Origin of the sequence: uncultured Roseobacter sp. (assembly GCF_947491795.1) — a bacterium.
In the GTDB taxonomy this organism is placed as follows: domain Bacteria; phylum Pseudomonadota; class Alphaproteobacteria; order Rhodobacterales; family Rhodobacteraceae; genus Roseobacter.
This window is the reverse complement of sequence record NZ_CANLKW010000004.1, coordinates 185,063-209,141: the sequence shown is the minus strand read 5'-3', so window position 1 is coordinate 209,141 and position 24,079 is coordinate 185,063. Positions and strand designations below refer to the sequence as shown.

Genomic DNA, 24,079 nt, shown 5'->3' with positions numbered 1-24,079 from the left:
TCAGCGCAGACGGTCACCGAGTTCCTTCAGCAGCAGATGTTTCAGCAGTTTGCCTGTCGGCGCGGCAGGCAACTGTCGGGCGAACACGATCTGCGCCGGGCGCTTGTATCCGGACAGTCGCTGCCTGAGAAACTCCAGCAACTCAGCTTCGGTCAGCGTACTGCCCGACCCGGTCTGGACAAATGCGAGCACTTCCTCATCCCCTGCTGCGGCCCGACCGATCACTGCTGATTGCATAACCTCCGGGTGCTCATTGATCGCGGCTTCCACTTCCGGCGGGTACACGTTGAACCCGCCGTGGATGATCAGCTCTTTTGAACGGCTCAGAATATGAAGGCGTCCCTGGTCGTCCAGATGTCCAAGATCGCCGGTATGCAGCCAGCCTGCGCTGTCGATTACCCGGGCCGTTTCCTCGGGCAGACGATAATACCCGGGCGTCACATTCGGCCCGCGTACCAGAACTTCGCCCAGACCGTCGCCGCCGCCTGGCACAGTTTCGTCGATACGCACCTGTACGCCGGGCAAAGGCGGGCCGGTCGAAGTGTCGGCAGAGCCCGCCGGGTTGTCCGTGATGCTTACCCCCGCAGAGGTTTCTGTCATGCCATAGCCGTTCTGCAACGCCATGCCATAAAAGGCCTCGGCCTGGCGCTTCCAGTCCGGGTCCAGCGGTGCAGCACCGCTCGACGCGTAGCGCAGGGTGTCCGATCCCAGCCGGGTGTATCCCTGTCTGGCGGTGTAATGCATCAACAGCCCGTGCATCTGCGGCACCGCCGACAACAGGGTGATCCCCTCACCCAGCGCGCGGTACAGCCTGTCCACCTCAAAACGCGGTTCCAGCCGGACAGCAGCGCCAGCCGTGACGGCAGCCACAATGACAGACGTCAGACCAAACACATGTGTCACAGGCAGAACCCCGTAAATCAGGTCATCCGGCACCATTCTGCGGAGCCTCGCAGAGGCACCTCCGCCAAAAAGCAGGTTTTCATGGGTCAGCATCACCGCCTTGGGATCACCGGTCGTGCCCGTTGTGTAAAGAAGCACCGCCAGATCCGGATAATCATCCGGCGCACCCGGATGCATTCTTGCCAGATGCATCCCGCCAAAGGGTGATGGTGCTGGGACCGCGCCCAGATGCCCGGCATGTGCGCGGGCGTTTTCTGACACTGCCGTACTGAATAGAACGAGAGCCGGATCCGCGTGCGCCAGTACACGGGAAATCTCAGAGGCTGACTGCCGCGCGTTGACGGGCACCGCCGTGACACCACTGCACCAGCAGGAAAACAAAAGCGCTACGGCTTCGGCACAGTTTTCGATGATCAGCAGGGCCCTGTCGCCCCGGCGCACCCCCTGATCGCGCAACAGCGCGCATCCGGCGAGACTGAGCGCATCGAGATCGGCCCAGGTGAGTTTTGCGCCGGTGCTGTCCGTCAGCGCAATCGCATGCGGGCGCGCGGTGACCTGACTGGCCAGCAAATGTTCCAGCCGTTCCGTCACGCAAGGCGCTCTTGTGGCACGCGCCGGAAAACGCCGGTCGCTGTAGCAATCAGCCCGCCCTCCGCATCCGTCAGCGCGCCGGAGACAAACAGCAGTTTCCGCCCCCCGCCGGCAATCTGCCCGCGTGCCGTGACCCGGCCGCTGCGCGCGGGCGCCAAAAACTGCGTATTCAGTGACACAGTCAGAAAAGGGGCTTTGCCAGTATGGTCCACGGTCAGCGACGCCGTGGCACCACAGGCACTGTCCAGCAGCATGGTGGCAATACCTCCGTGCAGAACGGCATGGCGGTTCAGATGCTGCGGTCCGATATCAAGCCAGCAATGCGCCGAGGCGGGATCGGAAACATCAATGGCGTAGCCGGCCAGCCGTTGCGTGCCGGTTTCATCGAGGATCAGGGTTTCAGGCGGCGGTAAGGGCAATGAACCGCTCCAGATGATGATCTGTGTCCCCAAACCGGTGATCGGCCATGACGATTTGTCTGGCGAGGTGACCCAGACCATATTCTGCAGTCATGCCAATACCGCCGTGCATCTGAATGCTCTCTTCCGCGATCAGACGTCCGGTGCGCCCGATCAGGTTTTTGGCAGCAGAGGCATGAAGTTCACGGACATCCCGCGATGCTTCCAGATGACCCGCCGCGAGGATGACAGCCGAGCGGGCCTGTTCCAGTGCAATCATCATATCCGCCATGCGGTGTGCCAGCGCCTGAAAACTGCCAATGGGCCTGCCAAACTGTTTGCGCGTTGCCAGGTAGTCACGGGTGAGATCGGCTGCGCTGATCATCGCGCCCAGCGTTGCCGCACAGGTGGCCGTGATCGCAGCCGCCGTGACTTCCTCAAGCACCGGGAAGGCGGCTCCGGCGGGTCCCAGGCGTGCCGCTTCACTCACGAGCAGGTTTTCGATGCTGATTTCTGCCGCGCGCCCGCCCCCGACCAGGGCAAAATCGCGCATCACAATTCCGTCTGCGCCCGAGGGCACAAGAAACAGCGAGATCCCCTCTGATGCGTCAGCTGCGCCGTCTTCACGGGCAGAGATGATCAGAAAATCTGCTGCCTGCGCGTTGACCACAACCGATTTCTGTCCGTTCAGAACAATGCCGTCGCTTTGCGGGACGGCCCGAGCGGATACAAAGGACAGATCATACCGGCCGTCCGGTTCGGCATGCGCCAGCGCGATCTGGCAGGAGCCCTCCATAATCCCGGTAATCAGCTCTTTCTGGTTGCTGTCACCCAGACGGGACAGGAGCCCGCCACCCAGGATGCAGGTTTCAGTAACCGGAGCCGTCACCCCGGCGCGGCCAAGCTCCTCAAAAACGACGGCGATATCCGCACCCAGCCCGCCGAAACCACCGTCTTTCTCGGAAAAAAGAGCGGCAAAAACGCCCAGTTCCGCCAGACCTGACCATAGACCCGCATCATATCCCGGCGGGTATTGCGCCGCATTCTGCATCTGCGGTGAATGCCGGTCGCGCAGAAAACGCCGCAGACTGTCCTGCAGCATGACCCTTTCCTGGCTGAGGTCAAAATTCACTGTCCCGGCCCCTCAAGCGACTTTGCGATGATCTGCCGCTGAATTTCATTGCTGCCACCAAAGATCGACAGTTTGCGATTGTTGAAATACTGCGCCGCGACCGGTCCCGCATCGACCGGATCCGGCAGGCCAGAGTTGCTGCCGTCTAGCGCTTCAGACCCAAAGGGCATGGCATATACACCCGCCGCGCGGCGCGCGAGATCGTTGATCTCCTGGCGGATGATCGTTCCCTGCACTTTGAGCATCGAGCTTTCAACACCCGGTGCCTGCCCTGCTGCGGCACGCGAAACAATGCGCAGGCTGGTCGTGGCCATGGCCATCAGATCGATCTCTGCCTGCGCGACCCGTGCCGCAAAATGCGGGTTCTCGGACAGCGGTCTCCCGCCAGACCGGCTGTGCCGGGCAATGCGTTTCACTGCTTCGAGGCCTGCCTTGCTGAAGCCGACACCGGCAATATTGGTACGCTCATGGGTGAGCAGGAATTTCGCACAGGTCCAGCCCTTGTTCTCTTCACCCACCAGATTTTCAACCGGCACCCCGACGTCCCGGAACCAGACCTCGTTCACCTCGGCACTGCCATCCAGCAAAACAATAGGCCGCACCTCGACGCCCGGGCTGTTCATATCGATCAGCAGAAACGAAATACCTTCCTGCTGCTTGGCCGATCTGTCGGTGCGCACAAGGCAGAAAATCATGTTGGCGTGCTGCCCGAGGGTCGTCCAGGTTTTCTGGCCGTTTACGATGTACCTGTCCCCGTCCCGCTCCGCCGTTGTCCGGAGCGAGGCCAGATCAGACCCCGCGCCCGGCTCTGAATACCCCTGACACCACCAGTCTTCGCCGCTGAGGATACGCGGCAGCCAAAAGGCCTGCTGTTCGGGTGATCCGAATTTCTGCAGCACCGGCCCCAGCATCGACAACCCGAACGGAACGACGCGCGGTGCATGTGCCAGTGCGCATTCTTCTTCGAAAATATGACGCCGGACCGCATCCCAGGCGGCCCCGCCGTGTTCTTCCGGCCAGTTCGGCGCCAGCCAGCCGCGGGCGTTCAGTTTTGCATGCCACCCTTCGTGGTCCTGCTTTGACAGCTGTTTCCCAAGCCGCACATTTTCTGCCAGAGCGGGATCCAGTTCAGCGGCCAGAAACCCACGGACTTCGCTGCGAAAATTCTCTTCGTGCTCAGAGTAATTCAGATCCATCACTGTCTCTCCCGGGCGTTCATCCGCCCTCTTCAGCCTGCCTTGTTCAGATCATCAAAAGACCGGCCTTCGCGCACCAGTTTTTCCAGAAGCGGCGCGGGTTGCCAGAAGAAGTCATCCTCCCGGGCAAAGGTTTCGATATCCGCCAGAACGCTTTTCAGTCCTGTCATATCTGCCCATTTCAGCGGCCCGCCCCGGTACCGGGGAAAGCCGTAGCCCGCCAGCAAGACCATATCCACGTCCAGCGGGCGGCGCGCGATGCCTTCGCCCACAACTTTCGCCGCTTCATTGACCATCGCGGCCATGTACCGCCTTACGATTTCCTCTTCGGTAAAGGCGCGTGGGCGTATGCCGCGCTCCGCCCGCTCCGCCGCGATGATCTGCTCCAGATTCCTGTTGGGCGCACCGGCTCTCGACCCGGCCTCATAAACGTAGAAACCAGTTCCGGTTTTCTGGCCGAAATGCCCCGCCTCGCAGAGCACATCCGGATACCGGCCTACCCGTTCGCGTGCATCACGATCCGGCGCGCGCCGCTTCCGCATCGCCCAGCCGATATCCAGCCCCGCAAGGTCCGCCACGGCAAACGGACCCATCGCAAAACCAAAGCCTGTCAGCGCCTTGTCGATCTGCCAGGGGCTGGCGCCATCCAGCACCATGTGATCCGCTGCTGTCCGGTAGGTATTCAAAATCCGGTTTCCGATGAACCCATCACAGACGCCCGCCCGCACTGACGTCTTGCCCAGCGCCTTGCCCAGCGCAAATCCGGTCGCAACCACTTCGGGCGCTGTCTGATCAGTGACAACAACCTCCAGCAGCTTCATGACATGTGCGGGAGAGAAAAAATGCAGGCCGATCACGTCACCTGGCCGGTCTGTTACCGTCGCAATTTCGTCGATGTCGAGATAGGAGGTATTCGTCGCCAGTACCGCGCCCGGGCGACACACAGCTTCGAGCTGCGAAAACACCTGCTTTTTCACCTGCATATCTTCAAAAACAGCTTCGATCACCAGATCAACGTCAGAAAGATCGTCATAGGATGTTGTCAGCACCAGCCGGTCCTGAAGCATCCCGTCATACGCTGCCTCGCTGATTTTGCCGCGTTTCAGCGCGCCGGCCAGATTACCGGCGATACGCTCCTTTGCCGCAACAGCTGCCTGTTGTGACATCTCCAGTAGTGTAACCGTCAGCCCTGCAAGAAGCACCGCTGTCGCAATACCGGCCCCCATCGTCCCGCCGCCGATAACCGCAACGTGCCGGACATCGCGGGGTTCAACGCCTTTGAGTTCCGGCAGACTGCTGACCGCGCGTTCCGAGAAAAAAGCGTGGATCATGCCCTGGCGCTGATCCGTTTCCATCAGCTCACGGAACATACGCCGCTCTTCCTTCAGACCCTCGGCAAAGGGCAGTTCGGCACTCGCCTGAATGGCCCGCACAGCCTGCGCAGGAGAAATCTGCCCCCGTCCTTTGCGCAGTGTGGCAGCATATACGGCGTCCCAGTCCAGCGCGTCATGGGGAGGCATCCTGCTCACAGGGCGCGGGCCAAGACCTGCGGCAAGCAATTCGGTGATATAAGCGAGCCCCACAGCTTCCGGATCGCCTTCCCGGACTTCGTCCAGAATACCGAGCGTTCTGGCTTCATCAGCTCCAACATGACGCCCGGAAGTGATCAGATCGACCGCTGCAGCAGCGCCGGCAACGCGGGGCAGACGCTGTGTACCGCCAGCGCCGGGCAGCAGGCCCAGATGCACCTCAGGCAGGCCAACACGGGCTCCGGGCTGTGCGATGCGGTAATGCGCAGAAAGTGCGACTTCGAGGCCGCCGCCAAGACTGACCCCATGCATTGACGCAACAACCAGCAGCGCAGAGGCTTCTATCCGGTTGCACACATCCGGCAGATGCGGGGCCTGCGGCGGCTTGCCAAACTCTCTGATGTCAGCACCTGCGATGAACGTGCGACCATCCCCCACCAACAGCACAGCGCGCACGCCTTCATCTTTTTCTGCCTTTTCAAGACAGTCCAGCATACCCGCACGCACGGCCTGCCCCAGCGCGTTTACAGGCGGGTTGCAGATCCGGATGACTGCGGTGTCACCCTGGCGGTTGTATTGTACTTCTGCGGGCATCTGGTTTTCTCCCCTCTTCTACTTCCGGCCGGCGATCAGCGCAGCGCGCTGTCCCAACCGTCTTTCCAGCGCCTGAACGATGTCGCACAGGGCGGGTCCGATCTCTTTTTCCAGCCGGTCCTGCACAACACCCGACAACCCACCGCTGGCAAAGACCACAGGCGCGCCAAAAGCCTGAGCAAAAAACGGAACCCCGACCGCCCGGACAGGTCCGGAGCGGCGGTGCTCGCGCGGTGCAATGGTGAAGCCGCGCCGCAAAAGCTGCAAATGGCCATTTTCGCGAAAACCCCTCATCCCCGGCGTCGGTGCCATCGCCTCAAAACAGTCCTGGTTCAGCGCGGACAAAAAAGCCAGACCTGACGATGTACCCATCACGGGGATCCGATGTCCGGGACGCAGGCTGAGCACGGGGCCGGGAGACGGCTGCCAGATATGGGTCAGAACCATTTCCGCCCCATCGCAGACAGCAATTGCCGTCATCGTCTCCGTCTCGTCCGCCAGGAATTGCATCGCGCCCGCGACGGACTGAACAAAGGGCATAGACAGCGATGCCGCAGCCCCCAGAGCAACTGCAGCGGGTCCCGGAAAAAAGGGGCCGTTCCGTTCAGGCTGGCTCAGATATCCCAGTTTGCACAGCGTATAAGTCAGCCGGGAAACAGTTGGTTTGGGCAGCCCTGTGCGCTGCGCGATATCCGCGTGGTAGAGCGGATCATGCGACGTGTTAAATGCCTGTAGTACAGTGAGGCCCCGCGCCAGTGTGTTCGCGAACTTACGATCTGTGCCGTGCTCTTTCAATTATGCCACGCGCATCGCAGCAGCCCGGCGCGCGTCCTTGCGGCACATGCGCTGTCAGTCTTGCTGCAATGGATGTTCGCCCACATATGTTTCGCACAGTAAAACAGCCTGTGCGTCCGGACAAGCCTCTCACCGGCGGTAGATGAAACAGCGCCCGGGCACAGCGTCCTCTGGCAGATCAATCTCGGCCAGACTGTCAAAATACATCCGATCACTCGACACCATCAGACCACCCGGCGCCAGCAAAGGCTCGATCACCGGAGAAATGCGGCGCGCAAAGTCGTCGTTTTTCTGCGCATTGTGCCCGCCGAGGTCCGCATGGATCAGCGATGCACCATCCGGGAACCGCTGCGCGGCGGCAGGCAGCGTTTCAAAGACATCACCCAGCATCACCATGTCCTGAGGCGGCGTACTGTCAGGATGCGAAGCGATGGCGCGTTCAAATACAAATATTTTCCGGTCGGGCATGATTTGGCACATGTGGTGGTATGTCCGCCCGTTCCCCAACCCCAGTTCAAAAGCAGGCCCCGCAATGTTTTCAGTCAGGCGGGCGGCATGGTTCAGGCAGGCCCGCTGCGACACCATTCGGTTGATAAACAGGTCAAGACGGCTCATTTCCGGTCCTTTTTCAAATATTCATTCTTCAGATGCATGTTTCGGGCGAAAATTAACAGCACAAAGGTTCTCACGCTTCTGTGTGCTGGACCTCAGCGCCGGAATCGCGTTGACTGTCCCGAGGCGGGTTCAACACCCGCTTTTGTGTAACGCAAAAAGGAAGTGGCCGCCCTGTGAATACCCCACTGCTTGATGTCAAAAATCTGAGCATCGGCTTCGGGTCCGCAGCACCGGTGGTCCGGGATGTGAGCTTTTCGGTAATGCCCGGTGAAACGCTGGCGCTCGTCGGGGAAAGCGGTTCCGGGAAAACAATAACCTGCCGGTCTGTGCTGCGCATTCTGCCGGACGCGGCCCGCATCTCCACCGGTGAAATCACATTCGACTGTCAGGGAAAACCCCTTGATCTGCTGACATTGCCCGAACGGGGCATGCGCGGTATCCGGGGCAATCGCATATCGATGATTTTCCAGGAGCCCATGCGGTCGCTGTCACCGCTGCACAGGCTGGGCGACCAGGTGTCTGAGGTGTTGCGGCTGCACAGGGGCATGGCGGTCACCGAGGCAAAGGGCGAAGTGCTGGAGACGTTCGAACGCGTGGGCTTTCCCGACCCCGAACGGGTCTGGCGTTCGTATCCGTTCGAGATGTCCGGCGGCATGCGCCAGCGCGCCATGATTGCGATGGCCATGGTCGCCAGACCGGATCTGCTGATCGCGGACGAGCCGACAACAGCGCTTGATGTCACCACTCAGGCGCAGGTGCTGGGTCTGATCAAAGATCTGCAGCAGGACACTGGCATGGCCGTGATCCTTGTCACCCATGATCTGGGTGTTGTGGCAAACATGGCCGAAAGCGTCGTTGTGATGAACAAGGGCCAGGTGATGGAGCGCGGCCCCGCGGCGGCGGTTCTGGGCGACCCGGCACATGGGTACACCCAAAAGCTGTTTGCGGCCGCCCCGATGATCCCGGAAGTCGCAGCCCCTGCGCGGGCCGAAAACCATGATGATCTGATCCTGGACATGCGCAGCGTGACCAAGACCTACACCATGCGCGCCGGTGGCTGGCGTGCGCCGACGGTGATAACAGCCTGTCATGAGGTGGATCTGTCGCTGCAACGGGGCAAAACGCTGGCTGTTGTCGGCGAAAGCGGGTCGGGCAAAACAACATGCGCGCGCATCGCGCTCGGGGCAGAGGTGCCGGATGCTGGCAGCGAAGTGCTTTTCCGGGCCACAACCGACGCCGAACCGCTGAAAGTCCACGCGATGTCGCAAGGCGACCGTATTGCTTTTCAGCGCCAGGCCCAGATGGTGTTTCAGGACCCTTACTCCTCGCTGTCGCCGCGCATGCGTATCCAGCAGGCGCTGACCGAACCGATGGAAATTCACAAAATGGGCTCGCGGGCAGAGCGCCGTGAAAAAGCGGCCGAAATGCTGCGCTGGGTCGGATTGAACCCATCCATGCTGGGCCGCTATCCGCATGCTTTTTCGGGCGGGCAACGGCAGCGTCTTTCCATCGCGCGCGCGCTGACACTCGATCCGGTGTTGCTGGTCTGCGATGAGCCGACGTCTGCCCTCGATGTCTCCGTGCAGGAACAGATCCTCTCGCTGCTGGAGGATATCCGTGACGGGATGGGCCTGAGCTATCTGTTCATCAGCCACGATCTGGCGGTTGTTGCGCGCATTGCCGACGAGGTTGCCGTGATGCGGCAGGGTGTCGTCGTCGAACAGGCTCCGCCCGACACGCTGTTTTATAACCCGCGCCACCCCTACACGCGCGCGCTAATTGCCGCACAGCCCGAACCTGATGTGAACCGCCCGATCGATCTCGGTCTCGTCGCAAAGGGCGCAGGCTCACCCGCCTCGTGGCCGGAAGCTTTCCGGTTTGAAGGGGTGGCGGCTCCCGCGTTGACAGAGCTTGAACCCGGCCACAAGGTAAGGTGTCATGTATAAAACACTTCTGATCCCTCTGCTGTCCCTTTTGGTCAGTCTTGCGCCCCTGAACGCCTTTGCGGCTGCCCCCGAAGTACAGGAAAGCTCATTCTGGAGCAGCGAGGTGAACAACGGCAATATGCCGCCTGTCACCGAACGTCTGCCGCTCGATCCGCTGGTCGTTGATCTCGAAGCCAAGGGACGCAGCTATGGCATCCAGGGCGGCACGCTGCGCACGCTGGTTTCGCGGTCCAAGGACGTCCGCCAGATGGTTGTCTATGGCTATGCGCGGCTGGTGGGATATGATCACAACTACGACCTCTATCCGGATATTCTGCGGGATGTCACCGTTGAGGAGGGACGCAAATTCACCCTTCACCTCAGACGGGGTCACCGCTGGTCGGACGGCCATCCTTTTACCTCAGAGGACTTCCGCTACTACTGGGAAAACGTCGCTCTGAACCCCGAGCTGAGCCCTTCCGGCCCCTCGCAGAACCTGATTGTTGATGGCGTTCTGGCCGATGTGACGTTTCCGGACGCTCATACTGTTGTCATCGAATGGCCGACACCCAATGCGCAGTTTCTGCAACTGCTGGCACAGGCCAGCCCGTTCATTATTTATCGCCCTGCGCACTATCTCAAACAGTTCCATGCAGATTTCACCGACGCCAAAACGCTGAAAAAAGCGATCAAAAAGGCGCGTGTTCGGGGCTGGGCCGCACTGCACAATTCCAAAGACAACATGTACAAATTCGATAATCCGGCGCTGCCGACGCTGCAGCCCTGGCTGAACGCGTCGAATGCGAAATCGAGCCGGCACCTGTTTGTACGCAACCCCTATTATCACCGCATTGACGCCAATGGCGTGCAGCTGCCCTATATCGATGTGGTGGAAATGACGATCGTCGGGGGCGGGCTGATCGCGGCCAAGGCCAATGCCGGCGAGGTAGACCTCCAGGCGCGCGGCCTCGACTTTCCCGATATTTCCATTCTGAAAAAGGGCGAAACCGATGGTGCCGGTTATCGCACTCTGCTCTGGGCCAACGGCGCGGCCAATCAGATTACGATTTATCCAAACCTGAACTTTGCCGACCCGGTCTGGCAGGAGATCATCCGTGACCCCCGGTTCCGACGGGCGCTGAGCCTCGGGATCGACCGGCGGATGATCAACCGCGCGCTTTATTTCGGACTTGCCAAGGAGGGCGGCATGACCGCTCTGGCCAACAGCCCCTTCTTTGATCCGGCGAACCTGTTCAGGTGGTCGATTTACTACCCGGCCAAGGCCAACGCTCTGTTGGACGAGATGGGCCTGACCGAACGCACGCCGACGGGAATCCGCAAACTGCCGGATGGGCGGCCCATGGAATTCGTTATCGAAACCGCGGGCGAGCGGCAGGAAGTGGAAAACGCTCTGGCGATTGTCACCGACACATGGCGCGAGATCGGGATTAAACTGGTCATGCGGCCACTGGACCGCGACATTCTGCGCAACCGCGTCTATTCAGGCCTGAGCATGGCCGCAATCTGGTATGGCTGGGACAACGGTCTGCCCCAGGCCTATACACCACCTGAATATCTGGCACCCACACACCAGGAGTTCTTTGCCTGGCCGAAATGGGGTCAATACTATCAGACCGGCGGGGAACTGGGTGAGGCACCGGACATGCCAGCCGCAGAACGACTGATGCAGCTGAGCTGGGACTGGGACCATACAGACGACATTGCCCGGCGCGAAGACATCTGGCGGGAAATGCTGGAAATTCATGCAGACCAGCAGTTTGGCATAGGCATCCTGGCGGAAGCGCCTCAGCCGGTTGTTGTCTCGGACCGGCTGAGGAATGTACCGGAAGTTGCCAAATGGGCCTGGGATCCGGGCGCACATTTCGGAATTCACCGGATTGATGAGTTCTACTACGAAGACCCGTTCCAGCAGCTCACCCAATGATGTTTCTCAGATACGCCATCTACAGATTTATCACGATGCTGCTCACGCTCTGGGTCGTATCGATCCTGATATTTGTGATCATCAATCTGCCCCCGGGCGACTATCTGTCTAACCAGATCGCCGAGTTGCGCGCGACAGGCCAGGCCGAAGGTGTCGCAAAGGCGGAATTCCTGCGCACCGAATATGCGCTCGACCGCCCGATATGGGAACAATACCTGATTTGGGTTGGCATGGCGCCGGGTCCCCAGGGCTGGTACGGCCTCATCCAGGGCAATTTCGGCTGGTCCTTCGAATTTGACCGGCCCGTCAGTGAAATCGTCGGTGACGCCCTGTGGCTGACTGTTCTGGTCAACCTGGCGGCGGTTCTTTTTGTCTACATGGTCGCCCTGCCGCTTGGGGTAATCGCTGCTGCTAAATCCGAGACCTGGGTGGACTATACAGCCGCTTTCGTAGGCTATCTGGGTCTGGCGACGCCGAACTTCCTGCTCGCGCTGATCCTGTTTTACTATGGCAACAAATACTTTGATCTGCCCATCGGTGGCCTGATGTCACCCGAGTACGAGGGCGAGCCGATGTCCTGGGAAAAGGTCAGGTCAATTCTGGTGCATCTGATCGTACCCACCTTTGTGATCGGCACTTCGGGTGCGGCGGCAATGATGCAGCGTCTGCGGGCGAATATGCTGGATGAGCTGAGCAAACCCTATGTGGAAACGGCCAGGGCCAAGGGGCTTGGCCCCGCAAAGCTGCTGGCAAAGTACCCGCTGCGCATGGCCTTCAACCCCTTTGTTGCCGATATCGGCAACCTGCTGCCGGCGATGGTCTCTGGCTCTGTTCTGGTCTCTGTTGTTCTGGGTTTGCAGACGATCGGACCATCCCTGCTGACCGCTCTCAAATCGCAGGACCAGTTCCTTGCCGGCTTTGTTCTGATGTTCGTGGCGCTTCTGACACTGATTGGCACAATGATCTCTGACCTGCTGCTCGTTCTGCTGGATCCGCGCATCCGATACGGGGCCAGAGGATCATGAAGAAACTCCCCGATGGGCGCTGGGTCGATGAGGCCCCATGGTCTGATGATCAGGATCTGTCCGCTCTGGAACGCTCCGACATGGATGCCCCGAACTGGGTGCTCGTCTGGCGTAAATTCAAACGCCACCGGCTCGGGCTGATCTCGGGCATCTTCCTGTTTCTGAGTTACCTGATGCTGCCGGTTGCAGGGTTTATCGCCCCCTACACACCGAACGAGCGCAGCGCAGATTACCTTTACGCGCCACCCCAGTCGATCAACCTGTGGCACGAGGGCGAATTTGTCGGCCCCTTTGTCTATCCGACCACAGCCACGGCTGATCTGGTGAATTTCCGATGGTCCTACGAGACCGACACCACAAGGCCCGTGCCATTGCAGTTTTTCTGTGAAGGCGGCCAGTACAAACTCTTTGGTTTTATTCCCTCTGACACGCATCTTTTCTGCGCGTCCGAAGGGACAACGGTTTTCCTCTGGGGCTCCGACAGGCTGGGGCGGGATGTTTTCAGTCGCATTCTCTATGGTGCGCAACTGTCACTGACCGTCGGGCTGATCGGGATCAGCGTATCCTTTGTGCTGGGCATCTTTTTTGGGTCAATCGCAGGATATTTCGGCGGTAAAACCGACTGGCTCATCAACCGCGTGATCGAGATCCTGCGCTCGCTGCCGGAACTGCCGCTGTGGCTGGCACTCTCTGCCGCCGTGCCGTCCAACTGGGGTCCCGTCGCCGTTTTCTTTATCATTTCCATCATTCTGGGGATTCTCGACTGGCCGGGACTGGCAAGGGCGGTCCGAAGTAAGTTCCTCTCGCTCAGAGAGGAGGAATACGTACGCGCTGCTGAAATGATGGGGGCCAGACCAGGACGTGTGATCCGGCGGCATCTGCTGCCCAATTTCATGAGCCACCTGATCGCGTCAGCAACCCTGTCGATACCCGCGATGATCCTGGGCGAGACTGCGCTCAGCTTCCTCGGTCTTGGACTGCGCGCGCCTGCCGTGAGCTGGGGCGTGATGCTGAACGACGCGCAGAACCTGGCCAGCATCGAGATCTACCCCTGGACGGCAATCCCGATGCTGCCGATCATCTTTGTGGTTCTTGCTTTCAACTTCCTGGGCGATGGCCTGCGCGCCTCGCTTGATCCCTACAAGGACTGAGTGCGCAGGGACCCCGGTGTGTCATGTCCGGTGCACAAGGCGGCGCGCGAAGACCTGTCTGAGCTTTTCTCTCAGACCGGAAAGGACGGAAGAGAGCAGCGGATTTGCGCTTTTGCGTTTTTGCAATCCGACTTGCAATTCTGCAAAGTGTTCGCGTTCCTTTTGATATTCCGTGAGGGTCCCGTATGGGTTAGGCAGAGGCTGGATGAGGGGCATCATGGGCGTTCTCCTTTCAGGTATGTCCGGAACTTACTGCGCGGTGCCCCGGCTCATCAGTCCCTAAAATCACAGGTGGACTTTCAAAAATGAAAAGCGGCCCCGACTGGAATGACCTTGCCTACTTTTCTGCGGTTGCGCGGACCGGCGGGCTGACCCGCGCGGCTGCAGAACTTGGGGTCAGCGCTGCGACCCTCAGCCGCCGGATGAAGGCTTTTGAGGCGCGTCTGGGGCGCAGGCTCTTTCTGCATGGAAGTGACGGGTACAGGCTGGCGCCCGACGGGCACGCACTGGCACAGCAGACCCGCACAATGGAAGACGTCGCACGCCAGATCGATCTGTGGCAGGGCCAGGCCCAGGGGCCTGTCTGCGTGCGGATTTCAGCAGGGACATGGACGGCACATGACCTTGCAGAACATCTTTCAGACTTCTGGCAGGCCAGAGATCCCTGGTTGCCCGAGTTCATGTATTGTGATCGTGATCTGGACATCGCCCGGCGCGAGGTCGACATCGGCATCCGGAACCGTCGTCCGGATCAGCCATGGGTCGCCCGGCAGCAGATCGGAGAGGTCGATTATGTCGTTTATTCCGCCAGCGAAAACGTAACAGGCTGGATCGGCCCTGCATGGGATACAGCCGTAACACCCTCTCTGCGCTGGGTGCAGGGCCATCACGGCGCAGAGATCGTCACCAAGGTGAACAGCCCGCATCTGGCCTGTGCGCTCGCACGGGCCGGGGTCGGCCGTGTCGTTCTGCCGGTGTTCGTCGGTGACCGGTTGCCCGGGCTTGTCCGCCTGTCCGACCCGATTGACGAATTGCGCAGCGAACAGTGGCTGGTTTCCCATCATGAAGCCCGCAACCAGCCGCCCATCCGCGCAGCGCTCGACGCCATCGCCGGGTACCTGCACCAGCGACCCTAGGCTGCGTCAGCGGTCGTCACCGCCCTCATCGCCATCCAGCAGGTCTTCTTCGATCTGCGCCTGAGCCGCTGCGGTAACCGTCTTTTTGTCTTCTTCGGACAATTCATCGACCTTGCCGTCCGCCAGACGCACCGTGACTTCCTTGTGGGCAAATCTGATCCCTTCACGTTCAAAGAGGGCTCGGATTTCCTCGTAGACCTTTTTGCGCACCAGCCACTGGTCACCGGGCTTTGTCATGAATTTCACGCGGATGATCATCGCAGAATCCTGCATCTCGATCACGCCCTGCGATTTAAGCGGCTGAATGAAGTTATCTCCGATCACCGGATCGTCGAGCAGTTGCACGCCAAGCTTTTTGATAAGTTTGCGCACATGCTCAACATCCGTGTCGTAGGTCACCCGCAACGGCAGCTTCATGATGACCCAGTCGCGCGAATAGTTCGTCATCACCTGGATCTCGCCAAAGGGAATGGTGTGCAGCGCGCCCAGGTGGTGCCGCAGCTGGAACGAGCGAACCGAGATTTTCTCGACCGTACCTTTGACGCCGCCAATATCCAGGTATTCCCCTTTGCGGAACGCATCATCGAACAGAAAGAAACCGCCTGAAAAGATATCGCGTACCAGCGCCTGACTGCCGAAACCAACAGCAACACCGACAACACCCGCACCCGCAAAAAGCGGGCCGACATTCACGCCAAGCTCCAGCAGGATAATCAGCAGGATCGTTACCAGCAGCACAATCAGGATGAAGTTCCGGAACAACGGCAGCAGCGTCGCGAGCCGGCTGGCGCTGCTGCCGCCGCCCTCGTCGCCCAGCTCACCCTCTTCCATATCGCCCTGCTCTTCGCGGATCTTATTGTCGATCCAGATGCGGAAAACGTGATAGACAATATAGCCGAGGAACAGAATGACCATGATATCCAGCGCCTGGGTTGCCGCCGTTTCGACCATCTGCGCGCTGTCATTGTCCCAGATGTAGAAAAACGCATAGACGCCTGCGACAAAGGCGAGAATACCCGCAACCCTGCGCGCCAGCCCTTCGAAAGTGGTCAGCTCCTGGCGTGGCCTGATATCCTGTATCTGCGCAAAACCGGTATCCGTATGATCGGACGCTTCCGCCTCATCAGCGCCGGCGGGCCCATTGGCCTCGGCCTCGTTAAGGGCTCGCAACGCCCTGGCCCGGGCAAAACTGCGCTCAATCAGAAAGTTGATGACCCCATAGACAACAATGATCGACAACAGGATGAGGTATGCGCCACCGATGAGCGGAATGGAGGACGGATTGCCCAGAACCAGATCATAAGTCAGCTCTCCCCAGGCGAAGAGTACGTAAAATATCACCGCCGGTGCCCAGACCGTCGAGAGCGTCCTGACAAGCCAGCTGAGCTCGGTCACAGGTTTACCCTGCCGGATCGCGCTGGAGATCGCACGGCGGTTGACCAGCACCATCAGAATGTTCAGCAACACCACGGCCGCAGACAGAAGCGAGGACAGGAACGCATAGACATCATAGTTCAGCCCCAGTTCTCCGATCCACACACCGAACAGAATGGCGCAGATGTCGAATCCCGCCAGAGTGTAGAGCCAGCGGTGCAGGCTCTTTGCGTCCCGCGTGGTCAGTACAGGGATACGGTACTGAGCCATGTAGGGAGACAGAATCATCCGCCACAGCACTGCAGCAAACCGGCTCATGAAATAGGCCGCATTCACAATACTGGCCGTAAACTGGATTGCCGGGTCCTTGATCGGACCCCAGATTATGGCGCCAAGCACGTATGCGACTGCCATGGAGATCAGAATACCCACAACGCCCAGGACAAAGCGGAACACCAGCCAGGGCATCTTTTCAGAGTATCCCTGCGGATTTTCACGCGTGCGGGCCACCACCCAGCTCTTGGCGATCTTTGGCCCGTAGATGTAGCGCTCTACCGCGACACCGACCCCGAACAGCATCAGGGAAAAGATGACAACTTCGGCAAACACCCAGATTTCCCCGGTGGGGCTGGTTGCACGCAGAATATAGACGACCTCGTTAAAGGCATTCGGCAGATCAAGGATCCGTTCCACCAGCGCGGTACGGAACCGCACCACAGAGTCCTGCATTTTCATAAGGCCTGCGCCTTCAGGGGTTTCAGGCACTTCACTGGTTTTGTCGGGGGCAGATGTCAGAACGATTTCGCCGTCGGGTCCGATGACCACGACCCCGACACCGGCTTCTGCGGCCTGACGCATGATCTCGGACACACGTTCCGTTTCAGCTGTATCCGCACTGCCGCCACCTGCCACAGAAAAGAGAGAGCCGACACCCTGCGCCTGTGCCGTCCCACCGCCCGGCACTGCCCCCATGAGCAACGTCATCATGGTCAGGACAAGCAGGATGAAACGCATGTGTCTTACTTTCGGAAAACGGAGTGTCGCCCGGACGGTAGGCGAGCCCGGGAACCATTGCAATCGGACATCAATCGGCAACGTTCAACTCAGTCGTGTTTTGCACCCGCCGGAAATTTATGCCAGGAAGCTGAAAACGCGGCGCTGACCGTAGACGAACTACCCGGGGAACGGCCTATGCGCCCGACATTCAATCCGACAGCTGCGGAACTTACGGCTCCGTCAGGGCGATGCCAGTCATGAATATGCATGACACATCAGGCGCGCCTTCTGAGACAGGCAGAGCCCATAACAGCGACCGGCCGCGCCGCATTATGTTCTACAGCCACGACACCTTTGGTCTCGGGCATCTGCGGCGGTCGAGAGCGCTGGCCTCTGCACTGACGGCATCAGACCCCGGTACATCGGCGATTATTCTCACCGGCTCGCCGATTGCAGGGCGGTTCACCTTTCCCGAGCGCGTGGACCACGTGCGTCTGCCGGGCGTGTCAAAACTGCCGGACGGATCTTACGTCAGCCAGACGCTTGGGCTGAACATCGACGAGACGACAGCGCTGCGGTCCGGCCTTATCCAGACCGCGATTGAACAATATGACCCCGACCTGCTGATCGTGGACAAGGAACCAACAGGGTTTCGTGGCGAACTGCTTCCCACGCTCGAATGGCTTGCCGCACGGGGCACGACACGTTGCGTGCTGGGCCTGCGCGATGTTCTGGACGAGGCCGTTGTGCTGCGTGCCGAATGGGACCGGAAAGGCGCGATCGAGGCCACCGAACAGTTTTATGATGAGATCTGGGTGTATGGCCCCCGGTCCGTTTATGACCCGACACAGGGGCTGGACCTGTCGCCGGCAACACGAGCGCGCATCCACTGGACCGGATATCTGCGCCGCGAAATTACCGATGCTGCAGATACACCGGACAACCCCTATGTTCTGATCACGCCGGGCGGTGGCGGCGACGGCGAGGCCATGGTTGATCTGGTTCTTTCTGCATATGAAGCCGACCCGACGCTGCACCCCAACGCCATTCTGGTCTACGGCCCGTTTCTGTCGGGTGAAGTGCGCGATGCATTTGACGCGCGGGTCGCGGCATTGAACGGGCGCGTGGACGCCGTGGGTTTCGATGCCCGCATTGAAACGCTTTTTGCCGGTGCTCAGGGTGTTGTCTGCATGGGTGGCTACAATACTTTCTGCGAAGTCCTGTCTTTTGATCAGCGCGCTGTGATCGTGCCCCGTACTGTGCCACGGCTCGAGCAGTGGATCCGTGCTTCGCGCGCAGAAGAGCTTGGACTGGTACGGATGCTGGACGAAAACCGCGACGGCATGACCCCGGCATCCATGGTCCGGGCGATACGCAGACTGCCCTCGCAGAACAAACCTTCTGAGGCGGGCGCTGACGGCCTGCTGGACGGCCTTGAAGTGGTGGTGCGCCGTGCCGGAGCGCTGGTGACCAGCAAATGACACAAACCACAGGCGCGCCGCTCGCAGTGGTGGTGAAAGGCTGGCCACGTCTGTCCGAGACCTTCATTGCCCAGGAACTGGTTGCCCTTGAGGAAGCCGGTCTCTCCTTCGAGATCTGGTCCCTGCGCCACCCGACCGACACGAAAACCCATCCGCTGCACGACCGCTTGCAGGCACCGGTGCATTATCTGCCGGAATACCTGCGCGACGCGCCCCTGCGGGTGCTGCGTGGCTTTCTGAGTGCCACCCGTGCGCCGGGTTTCGCGGCTGCCTGGCGCATGATCCGTGCGGATTATGCACGGGACAAAACACCCAATCGTCTGCGCCGGTTCGGCCAGGCCTGCGTCATGGCGCGCGAGCTGCCCGACAGCACACTGGCGCTCTACGCACATTTTCTGCACACGCCATCGTCTGTCGCGCGCTATGCCGCCATCCTGCGCGGTCTGCCATGGTCCTTTTCTGCGCATGCCAAGGATATCTGGACCTCGCCGGACTGGGAGCTGCGCGAAAAGCTGTCAGCGCAGAGTTTCGGCGCGGCCTTTGGCGCGACCTGCACCGGTTTTGGCGCGGAACACCTCAAAGACCTGGCCGATACACCCGACCGGGTGGATCTGGTGTATCATGGTCTCGATCTGCAGCGGTTTCCCGATCCGCCCGATCGCAGCCATCGCTCGGCAGACGCGCCGCTGGCGCTGATGTCTGTCGGGCGTCTGGTCGAGAAAAAGGGTTTTGATCGCCTGATCGACGCTCTGGCACAGCTGCCGCCCGGGCTGAACTGGCACTGGACCCATATTGGTGGCGGCACTCTGGGGGAGGCGCTGCAAAAACAGGCGCAGGAACGCGGCGTTGCAGACCGGATCACCTGGCAGGGTGCCCGCGACCAGCCAGAGGTTATTGCGGCGATGCGCGCCGCTGATCTTTTTGTGCTGCCGAGCCGGATTGCAGAAGACGGGGACCGCGACGGCCTGCCCAATGTCCTGATGGAGGCGGCCAGCCAGAAACTGCCCATCCTGTCCACACCGGTTTCGGCCATACCGGAATTCATCCGGTCAGGTGTGCATGGCATTCTGACGGATGACGCGCCCGAGAGCATCGCCACAGCGATCAGAGCATTCGCAGAAGACCCACTGATGGGCCCCACACTGGCAGATAAAGCCTATGAACGGCTGGTACAGGATTTTCGCATGGAGCCCGGCATTGCGCATCTGGTGCGGCGTCTGCGCGCCATCATGGAACCGGGCGCGTGACACCCGTCGCCTTTTACGCGCCGATGAAACCGCCGACGCATCCTGTCGCGTCCGGCGACCGGACAATGGCACAGGGCCTGATGCGCGCGCTGGATCATGGCGGATACCGTGCCGGGCTGGCGTCAGATTTTCAGAGCCGGGACGGAAAGGGCTGCACGGATACGCAGATAGCCGTCATCGCCGCCGCCGAACGTGAGGCCGAACAGCTGGTTGCCAAAGGGCGGCGCGCAGGCTGGCAGGCCTGGGTCACATATCACAACTACTATAAAGCGCCGGATTTGCTGGGGCCGGTGGTCAGCCGCGCGCTGTCGATCCCCTATGTCCTGATCGAGGCGACACGCGCGCGCAAGCGGTTGGGTGGCCCGTGGGATCTTTTTGCGCGCAAGGCCGAGGCCGCCAGCGATACGGCTCATACCATTTGCTATCTGACCGCGCGCGATGCCGAAGCGCTCCGCGCCTATGCCCCGGCCGGTCAGAAACTGGTGCACCTGCGCCCGTTCCTTGCCATCACTGAACTGCCCGATGCGTCTGATTGTACAGGCCCTCTTCTGAGTGTGGGCATGCTGCGGGAGGGCGACAAGCTGGCGTCTTATGATCTTGTCGCGCAGTCACTCGGGCGGGTGCGGCACAGCGACTGGCAGATGCAGATTGTCGGAGATGGTCCGGCCCGCGTACAGATCGAGCGAATGATGGCCCCCTTTGGCACGCGCGTTTCGTTTGCCGGTGCCCTGAGCGGTTCTGAGTTGCAAAAGGCTTACACCAGAGCGGGGCTGTTTTTCTGGCCCGGTGTCAACGAAGCCTTTGGGATGACCTATCTGGAGGCACAGGCTGCAGGCCTGGCGGTTGTCGCCCAGGATCGTCCCGGAGTGCGGGATGTGCTGGCCCCAGGCGACTATCCTGCGCAATCGGATGGCGCCCAGGCACTGGCGGACATGCTGGATCTGTATCTCGCTGACACCGCGCACAGGCTGGAACATGGCAGGCAGGCGCGCGCGCATATCGCGGAGCACCATCTGCTGCCCGCCGCCGCACGGACTCTTTCCGGGGTCCTCAGAGACGCCATAGCATGACCCGTCTTGCGATCATCCGACACGGTCACACCGCCTGGAACCGCGCAGGCCGCATACAGGGCCGCAGCGATATCCCGCTGGACGCCGAGGCTGAAGCTGCTCTCGCCGGACGGACACTGCCCGCGCCGTGGGACGAGGCCGATCTCTGTGCCAGCCCGCTGATGCGCGCGCGCCGGACAGCAGAACTGATCAGCGGGCGGGTGCCCCTTTGCACCGATGCGCTGATGGAGATGGACTGGGGCACGTGGGAAGGTCAGCAAGGGTCCGTACTGCGTGCGGATCCGGCCAGTGGTTTCAGGGATATCGAGCACTGGGGCTGGGATTACCGCCCGCCGGGTGGCGAAAGCCCGGCAGACTTGCGCGCCCGGCTCATCCCCTGGGCGGAAGCGCTGGAGACAGACACTGTTGCCGTCTGCCATATCGGCGTCATGCGGGTGCTGATGGCTGTGGCAACCGGCTGGGAATTTCAGGGGGCGGCACCCTTTCGCATCAAGCGCGACCGGCTTTATGTGATCAATATTGCTCCCGGCACCTGGTCGGCCACACCGGAACCCGTCAGACTGAACGGGCCCCAGGTATGAGAGTTCAGATCCTCGTCACACATCTGCTTGGCTCAGGGCATCTGTCCCGCGCGCTTACCGTCGCGCGCGCTTTCGCCGGGGCGGGTCATGAAACCCAGGTCGTGTCAGGTGGAATGCCTGCACCGCATCTGGACACCACCGGAACGGACCTTGTTCAACTGCCGCCGGTCAGGTCAGACGGCATCAACTTTACAACCCTGCTGAACGCGCGTGGCGAGATCGCAGACAGCGACACCTTGGCCACCAGACGGGCGACACTGGCCCACGCCCTCACCGCGTTTAAACCCGGGGTTCTGATCACAGAGCTTTATCCCTTTGGGCGCCGCGTATTGCGCGAGGAATTCCAGTCTGCGCTGACGCGGGCTGCGGAACTCGACCCGCGGCCGCTGATCCTGTCCTCTGTACGCGATATCCTGTCGCCCCCATCCACCACTGCCAAAGCCGACGCAACACACGAGGTGCTTGAGCGGTTCTATGACGGTGTTCTTGTTCATTCGGATGCGGGCGTGATGCCGCTTGAAGCGAGCTGGCCGGTGACGCCCGGACTGAACACACGACTGCACTACACAGGATTTGTCACCGGTGCGCGGCGGCCTGGACGTCACACAAACCCTTCCGGGGAAATCATCATCAGCACGGGTGGCAGCGCGGCAGCAGACCGCCTCTTTTCCACCGTCCTCACCACCGCCGAACGGATGCCCGCGCATCTTTTCAGATTGCTTGTGGCCGGGGACAGGAGCGAAGACCGCATGGTTGACCTGCGCCGCAGCGCCGCGCGAAACGTCATTGTGGAACCGGCGCGCCAGGACTTCACTGCTCTGCTGTCCGGTGCCGCTGCATCTGTTTCTCTTTGCGGATATAATACCGCGCTGGACGTGCTGCAAACCGGCGTTCCGGCTGTCTTTGTACCTTTTGATGCTGGTGGCGAGACCGAACAGACCCTGCGGGCAACGACACTCGCCCGACAAAGTAACATCCGCACACTCAAAGATGCCGAGATGACGGGTGATACGCTCGCAAAAGCCTTGCAGGACGTGATCGCGGCCCCTGCCCGCCCATTGCCTGCCGAGAATACCTTTGACGGTGCCCGAGAAACGGTCAGGCTTTGTGAAAAGCTCCGGAGCGAAAAGACATGAGTGCTGACTGGGCAGACCTGCGCAATGAACTCAGAAAACATAGCGAGATGGGCCTGACACTGCCATTGTGGTGGCGGGATGATGATGCGACAGCACAGACGCCCGCGCTCGACCAGCTTGCGCAACTGGCGGATCGCTCAGGTCTGCCTGTCCATATAGCAGTCATTCCAAAGCCTGCAGACAGCACTCTGGCGCAGGCCGTTGCAGAGCGTCCTTGCCTCATCCCGCTGGTGCACGGCTGGCAACATGTCAGCCACAGCCCGCAAGGTGCCAAAAAAGCGGAATTCGGGCACCCGCGCGCTGGTGCCGAAACGGAGTTGCACGATGGGTTGTCCCGGCTTCGTGCGCTGTTCGGGCCCCGGCTCAGACCGGTTTTCGTTCCGCCCTGGAACCGTTTTGATCCGGCCTTTGCGCCCGTGCTGGCCCGGGCCGGGTACACCTGCCTGTCAACCTTTCTGCAACGCGACGCACGCGACGCCGCCCCGGGTATCCGCCAGGTCAACACCCACATTGATCCCATCAACTGGCGCGGCGACCGCGGACTGGTCCTTGTGGAAACACTGATTGGTCAAACGCTTCAGGTCCTCCGGGACAGGCGTGACGGCAAGGCTGATGCGACCGAACCGCTGGGCCTGCTGACGCACCACCTTGTGCATACCCCCGGGGTCTGGCACTTCTCAGAGCGCTGGCTGCGCGAAATGCTCGATGGTGGTGCCGTTCCGACACCGCCTGATCAACAGGGAGATCCGGATGAGCCGTCTTGAATCCATGCGGCGCAGGCTGACCGCGCAGATCGATGGTCTGAACTGGGCTGCGGGTGAAATTTCCACTCTGGCCGGTGACGTGCTTGAACTTGGTCTGGGAAACGGCCGGACTTATGACCATCTGCGCGAAAACCTGCCTGACCGGCGCATCTGGGTGATCGACCGTGTGCTGAAACCTCACCCGTCCTGCATCCCGCCGGCAGAAGACTTTTTGCAGGGCGAAGCAGAGGCGATGCTGGCGGAACTGGCCGAGCGGGGCGCGCAGATGTCCCTGGCGCATTATGATTTTGGCTATGGTGACAAGGCCCGCGACGTCGAAGAGGGGGCACGTCTGTCGCCTCTGATTGCTCCGCTGATGCTGTCTGGCGGTCTGGTGGTGAGCCAGCAGCCATTGATAAGTTTTGAGCAGGTGCGCGGCCCCGACACCATTGATCCCGAGCGGTATCTCTTTTACCGCGTGCCCTGATGTAACGCGTGCAGGCTGTCATCATTTTT

The 24,079-nt window shown here is 60.7% G+C and carries 20 protein-coding genes; 12 read left to right on the top strand and 8 right to left on the bottom strand.

Annotated features, from left to right (window positions below; genetic code table 11):
* The 7 genes from Q1A34_RS17560 to Q1A34_RS17530 form a co-directional block, all read right to left on the bottom strand.
* Positions 1-1,494 carry a class I adenylate-forming enzyme family protein gene (locus tag Q1A34_RS17560; RefSeq protein ID WP_300037335.1) on the bottom strand — a complete coding sequence of 498 codons (1,494 nt, stop codon included), beginning with the start codon at positions 1,492-1,494 and terminating at the stop codon, positions 1-3.
* Complete coding sequence (locus Q1A34_RS17555; protein WP_300037332.1) at positions 1,491-1,913, bottom strand: PaaI family thioesterase; 423 nt, start codon at positions 1,911-1,913, stop codon at positions 1,491-1,493. Before Q1A34_RS17555 ends, Q1A34_RS17560 begins: the two co-directional genes overlap by 4 nt.
* Positions 1,894-3,024, bottom strand: a complete 1,131-nt coding sequence (locus tag Q1A34_RS17550) for an acyl-CoA dehydrogenase family protein (protein ID WP_300037329.1) — start codon at positions 3,022-3,024, stop codon at positions 1,894-1,896. The genes Q1A34_RS17555 and Q1A34_RS17550 overlap by 20 nt, the downstream gene beginning before the upstream one ends.
* Positions 3,021-4,220: an acyl-CoA dehydrogenase family protein gene (locus Q1A34_RS17545; protein WP_300037326.1), complete on the bottom strand. Its 1,200-nt coding sequence runs from the start codon at positions 4,218-4,220 to the stop codon at positions 3,021-3,023. Before Q1A34_RS17545 ends, Q1A34_RS17550 begins: the two co-directional genes overlap by 4 nt.
* 32 nt (positions 4,221-4,252) lie before the next feature.
* Entirely contained in the window at positions 4,253-6,343 is a 2,091-nt protein-coding gene (locus Q1A34_RS17540) for a 3-hydroxyacyl-CoA dehydrogenase NAD-binding domain-containing protein (protein ID WP_300037323.1), read from the bottom strand.
* Positions 6,344-6,361: 18 nt separating this feature from the next.
* On the bottom strand, positions 6,362-7,138 hold the full coding sequence (locus Q1A34_RS17535) for a helix-turn-helix domain-containing protein (protein ID WP_300037320.1): 777 nt from the start codon (positions 7,136-7,138) through the stop codon (positions 6,362-6,364).
* Between the two features lie 129 nt (positions 7,139-7,267).
* A complete protein-coding gene (locus Q1A34_RS17530) occupies positions 7,268-7,753 on the bottom strand; it encodes a class I SAM-dependent methyltransferase (protein ID WP_300037316.1) in 486 nt (161 codons plus the stop codon).
* A 173-nt stretch (positions 7,754-7,926) separates the two neighbouring features.
* On the opposite strand from Q1A34_RS17530, the gene Q1A34_RS17525 reads away from it, so the two are divergent.
* The 5 genes from Q1A34_RS17525 (at position 7,927) to Q1A34_RS17505 (ending at position 14,935) form a co-directional block, all read left to right on the top strand.
* Positions 7,927-9,699, top strand: a complete 1,773-nt coding sequence (locus Q1A34_RS17525; protein ID WP_300037313.1) for an ABC transporter ATP-binding protein — start codon at positions 7,927-7,929, stop codon at positions 9,697-9,699.
* Positions 9,692-11,623, top strand: coding sequence for an ABC transporter substrate-binding protein (locus Q1A34_RS17520; RefSeq protein WP_300037310.1), 1,932 nt, complete (start codon positions 9,692-9,694; stop codon positions 11,621-11,623). Before Q1A34_RS17525 ends, Q1A34_RS17520 begins: the two co-directional genes overlap by 8 nt.
* Positions 11,620-12,648 (top strand): ABC transporter permease, encoded by a 1,029-nt coding sequence (locus Q1A34_RS17515; RefSeq protein WP_300037308.1) that lies wholly within the window; start codon positions 11,620-11,622, stop codon positions 12,646-12,648. Before Q1A34_RS17520 ends, Q1A34_RS17515 begins: the two co-directional genes overlap by 4 nt.
* On the top strand, positions 12,645-13,799 hold the full coding sequence (locus tag Q1A34_RS17510; protein ID WP_300037305.1) for an ABC transporter permease: 1,155 nt from the start codon (positions 12,645-12,647) through the stop codon (positions 13,797-13,799). Before Q1A34_RS17515 ends, Q1A34_RS17510 begins: the two co-directional genes overlap by 4 nt.
* Before the next feature lie 305 nt (positions 13,800-14,104).
* The gene (locus Q1A34_RS17505) at positions 14,105-14,935 is read left to right on the top strand and encodes a LysR family transcriptional regulator (RefSeq protein WP_300037302.1); all 831 of its coding nucleotides are present in this window, start codon (positions 14,105-14,107) and stop codon (positions 14,933-14,935) included.
* A 6-nt stretch (positions 14,936-14,941) separates the two neighbouring features.
* On the opposite strand, the gene Q1A34_RS17500 is transcribed toward Q1A34_RS17505, so the two are convergent.
* Entirely contained in the window at positions 14,942-17,323 is a 2,382-nt protein-coding gene (locus Q1A34_RS17500) for a mechanosensitive ion channel family protein (protein ID WP_300037299.1), read from the bottom strand.
* Positions 17,324-17,568: 245 nt separating this feature from the next.
* Between Q1A34_RS17500 and Q1A34_RS17495 the strand changes: the two genes are divergently transcribed.
* The 7 genes from Q1A34_RS17495 to Q1A34_RS17465 are packed head-to-tail and all read left to right on the top strand — an operon-like array spanning position 17,569 to position 24,050.
* Positions 17,569-18,786, top strand: coding sequence for a hypothetical protein (locus Q1A34_RS17495; protein ID WP_300037570.1), 1,218 nt, complete (start codon positions 17,569-17,571; stop codon positions 18,784-18,786).
* Positions 18,783-20,033, top strand: a complete 1,251-nt coding sequence (locus Q1A34_RS17490) for a glycosyltransferase family 4 protein (protein WP_300037296.1) — start codon at positions 18,783-18,785, stop codon at positions 20,031-20,033. The genes Q1A34_RS17495 and Q1A34_RS17490 overlap by 4 nt, the downstream gene beginning before the upstream one ends.
* Complete coding sequence (locus Q1A34_RS17485) at positions 20,030-21,103, top strand: glycosyltransferase family 4 protein (protein ID WP_300037293.1); 1,074 nt, start codon at positions 20,030-20,032, stop codon at positions 21,101-21,103. The genes Q1A34_RS17490 and Q1A34_RS17485 overlap by 4 nt, the downstream gene beginning before the upstream one ends.
* Entirely contained in the window at positions 21,100-21,684 is a 585-nt protein-coding gene (locus Q1A34_RS17480; protein ID WP_300037290.1) for a histidine phosphatase family protein, read from the top strand. The genes Q1A34_RS17485 and Q1A34_RS17480 overlap by 4 nt, the downstream gene beginning before the upstream one ends.
* Entirely contained in the window at positions 21,681-22,820 is a 1,140-nt protein-coding gene (locus Q1A34_RS17475) for a glycosyltransferase (RefSeq protein ID WP_300037288.1), read from the top strand. Before Q1A34_RS17480 ends, Q1A34_RS17475 begins: the two co-directional genes overlap by 4 nt.
* Positions 22,817-23,584, top strand: coding sequence for a polysaccharide deacetylase (locus Q1A34_RS17470; protein ID WP_300037286.1), 768 nt, complete (start codon positions 22,817-22,819; stop codon positions 23,582-23,584). Before Q1A34_RS17475 ends, Q1A34_RS17470 begins: the two co-directional genes overlap by 4 nt.
* Positions 23,571-24,050, top strand: a complete 480-nt coding sequence (locus tag Q1A34_RS17465; RefSeq protein ID WP_300037283.1) for a class I SAM-dependent methyltransferase — start codon at positions 23,571-23,573, stop codon at positions 24,048-24,050. Before Q1A34_RS17470 ends, Q1A34_RS17465 begins: the two co-directional genes overlap by 14 nt.
* Positions 24,051-24,079 lie beyond the last annotated feature (29 nt).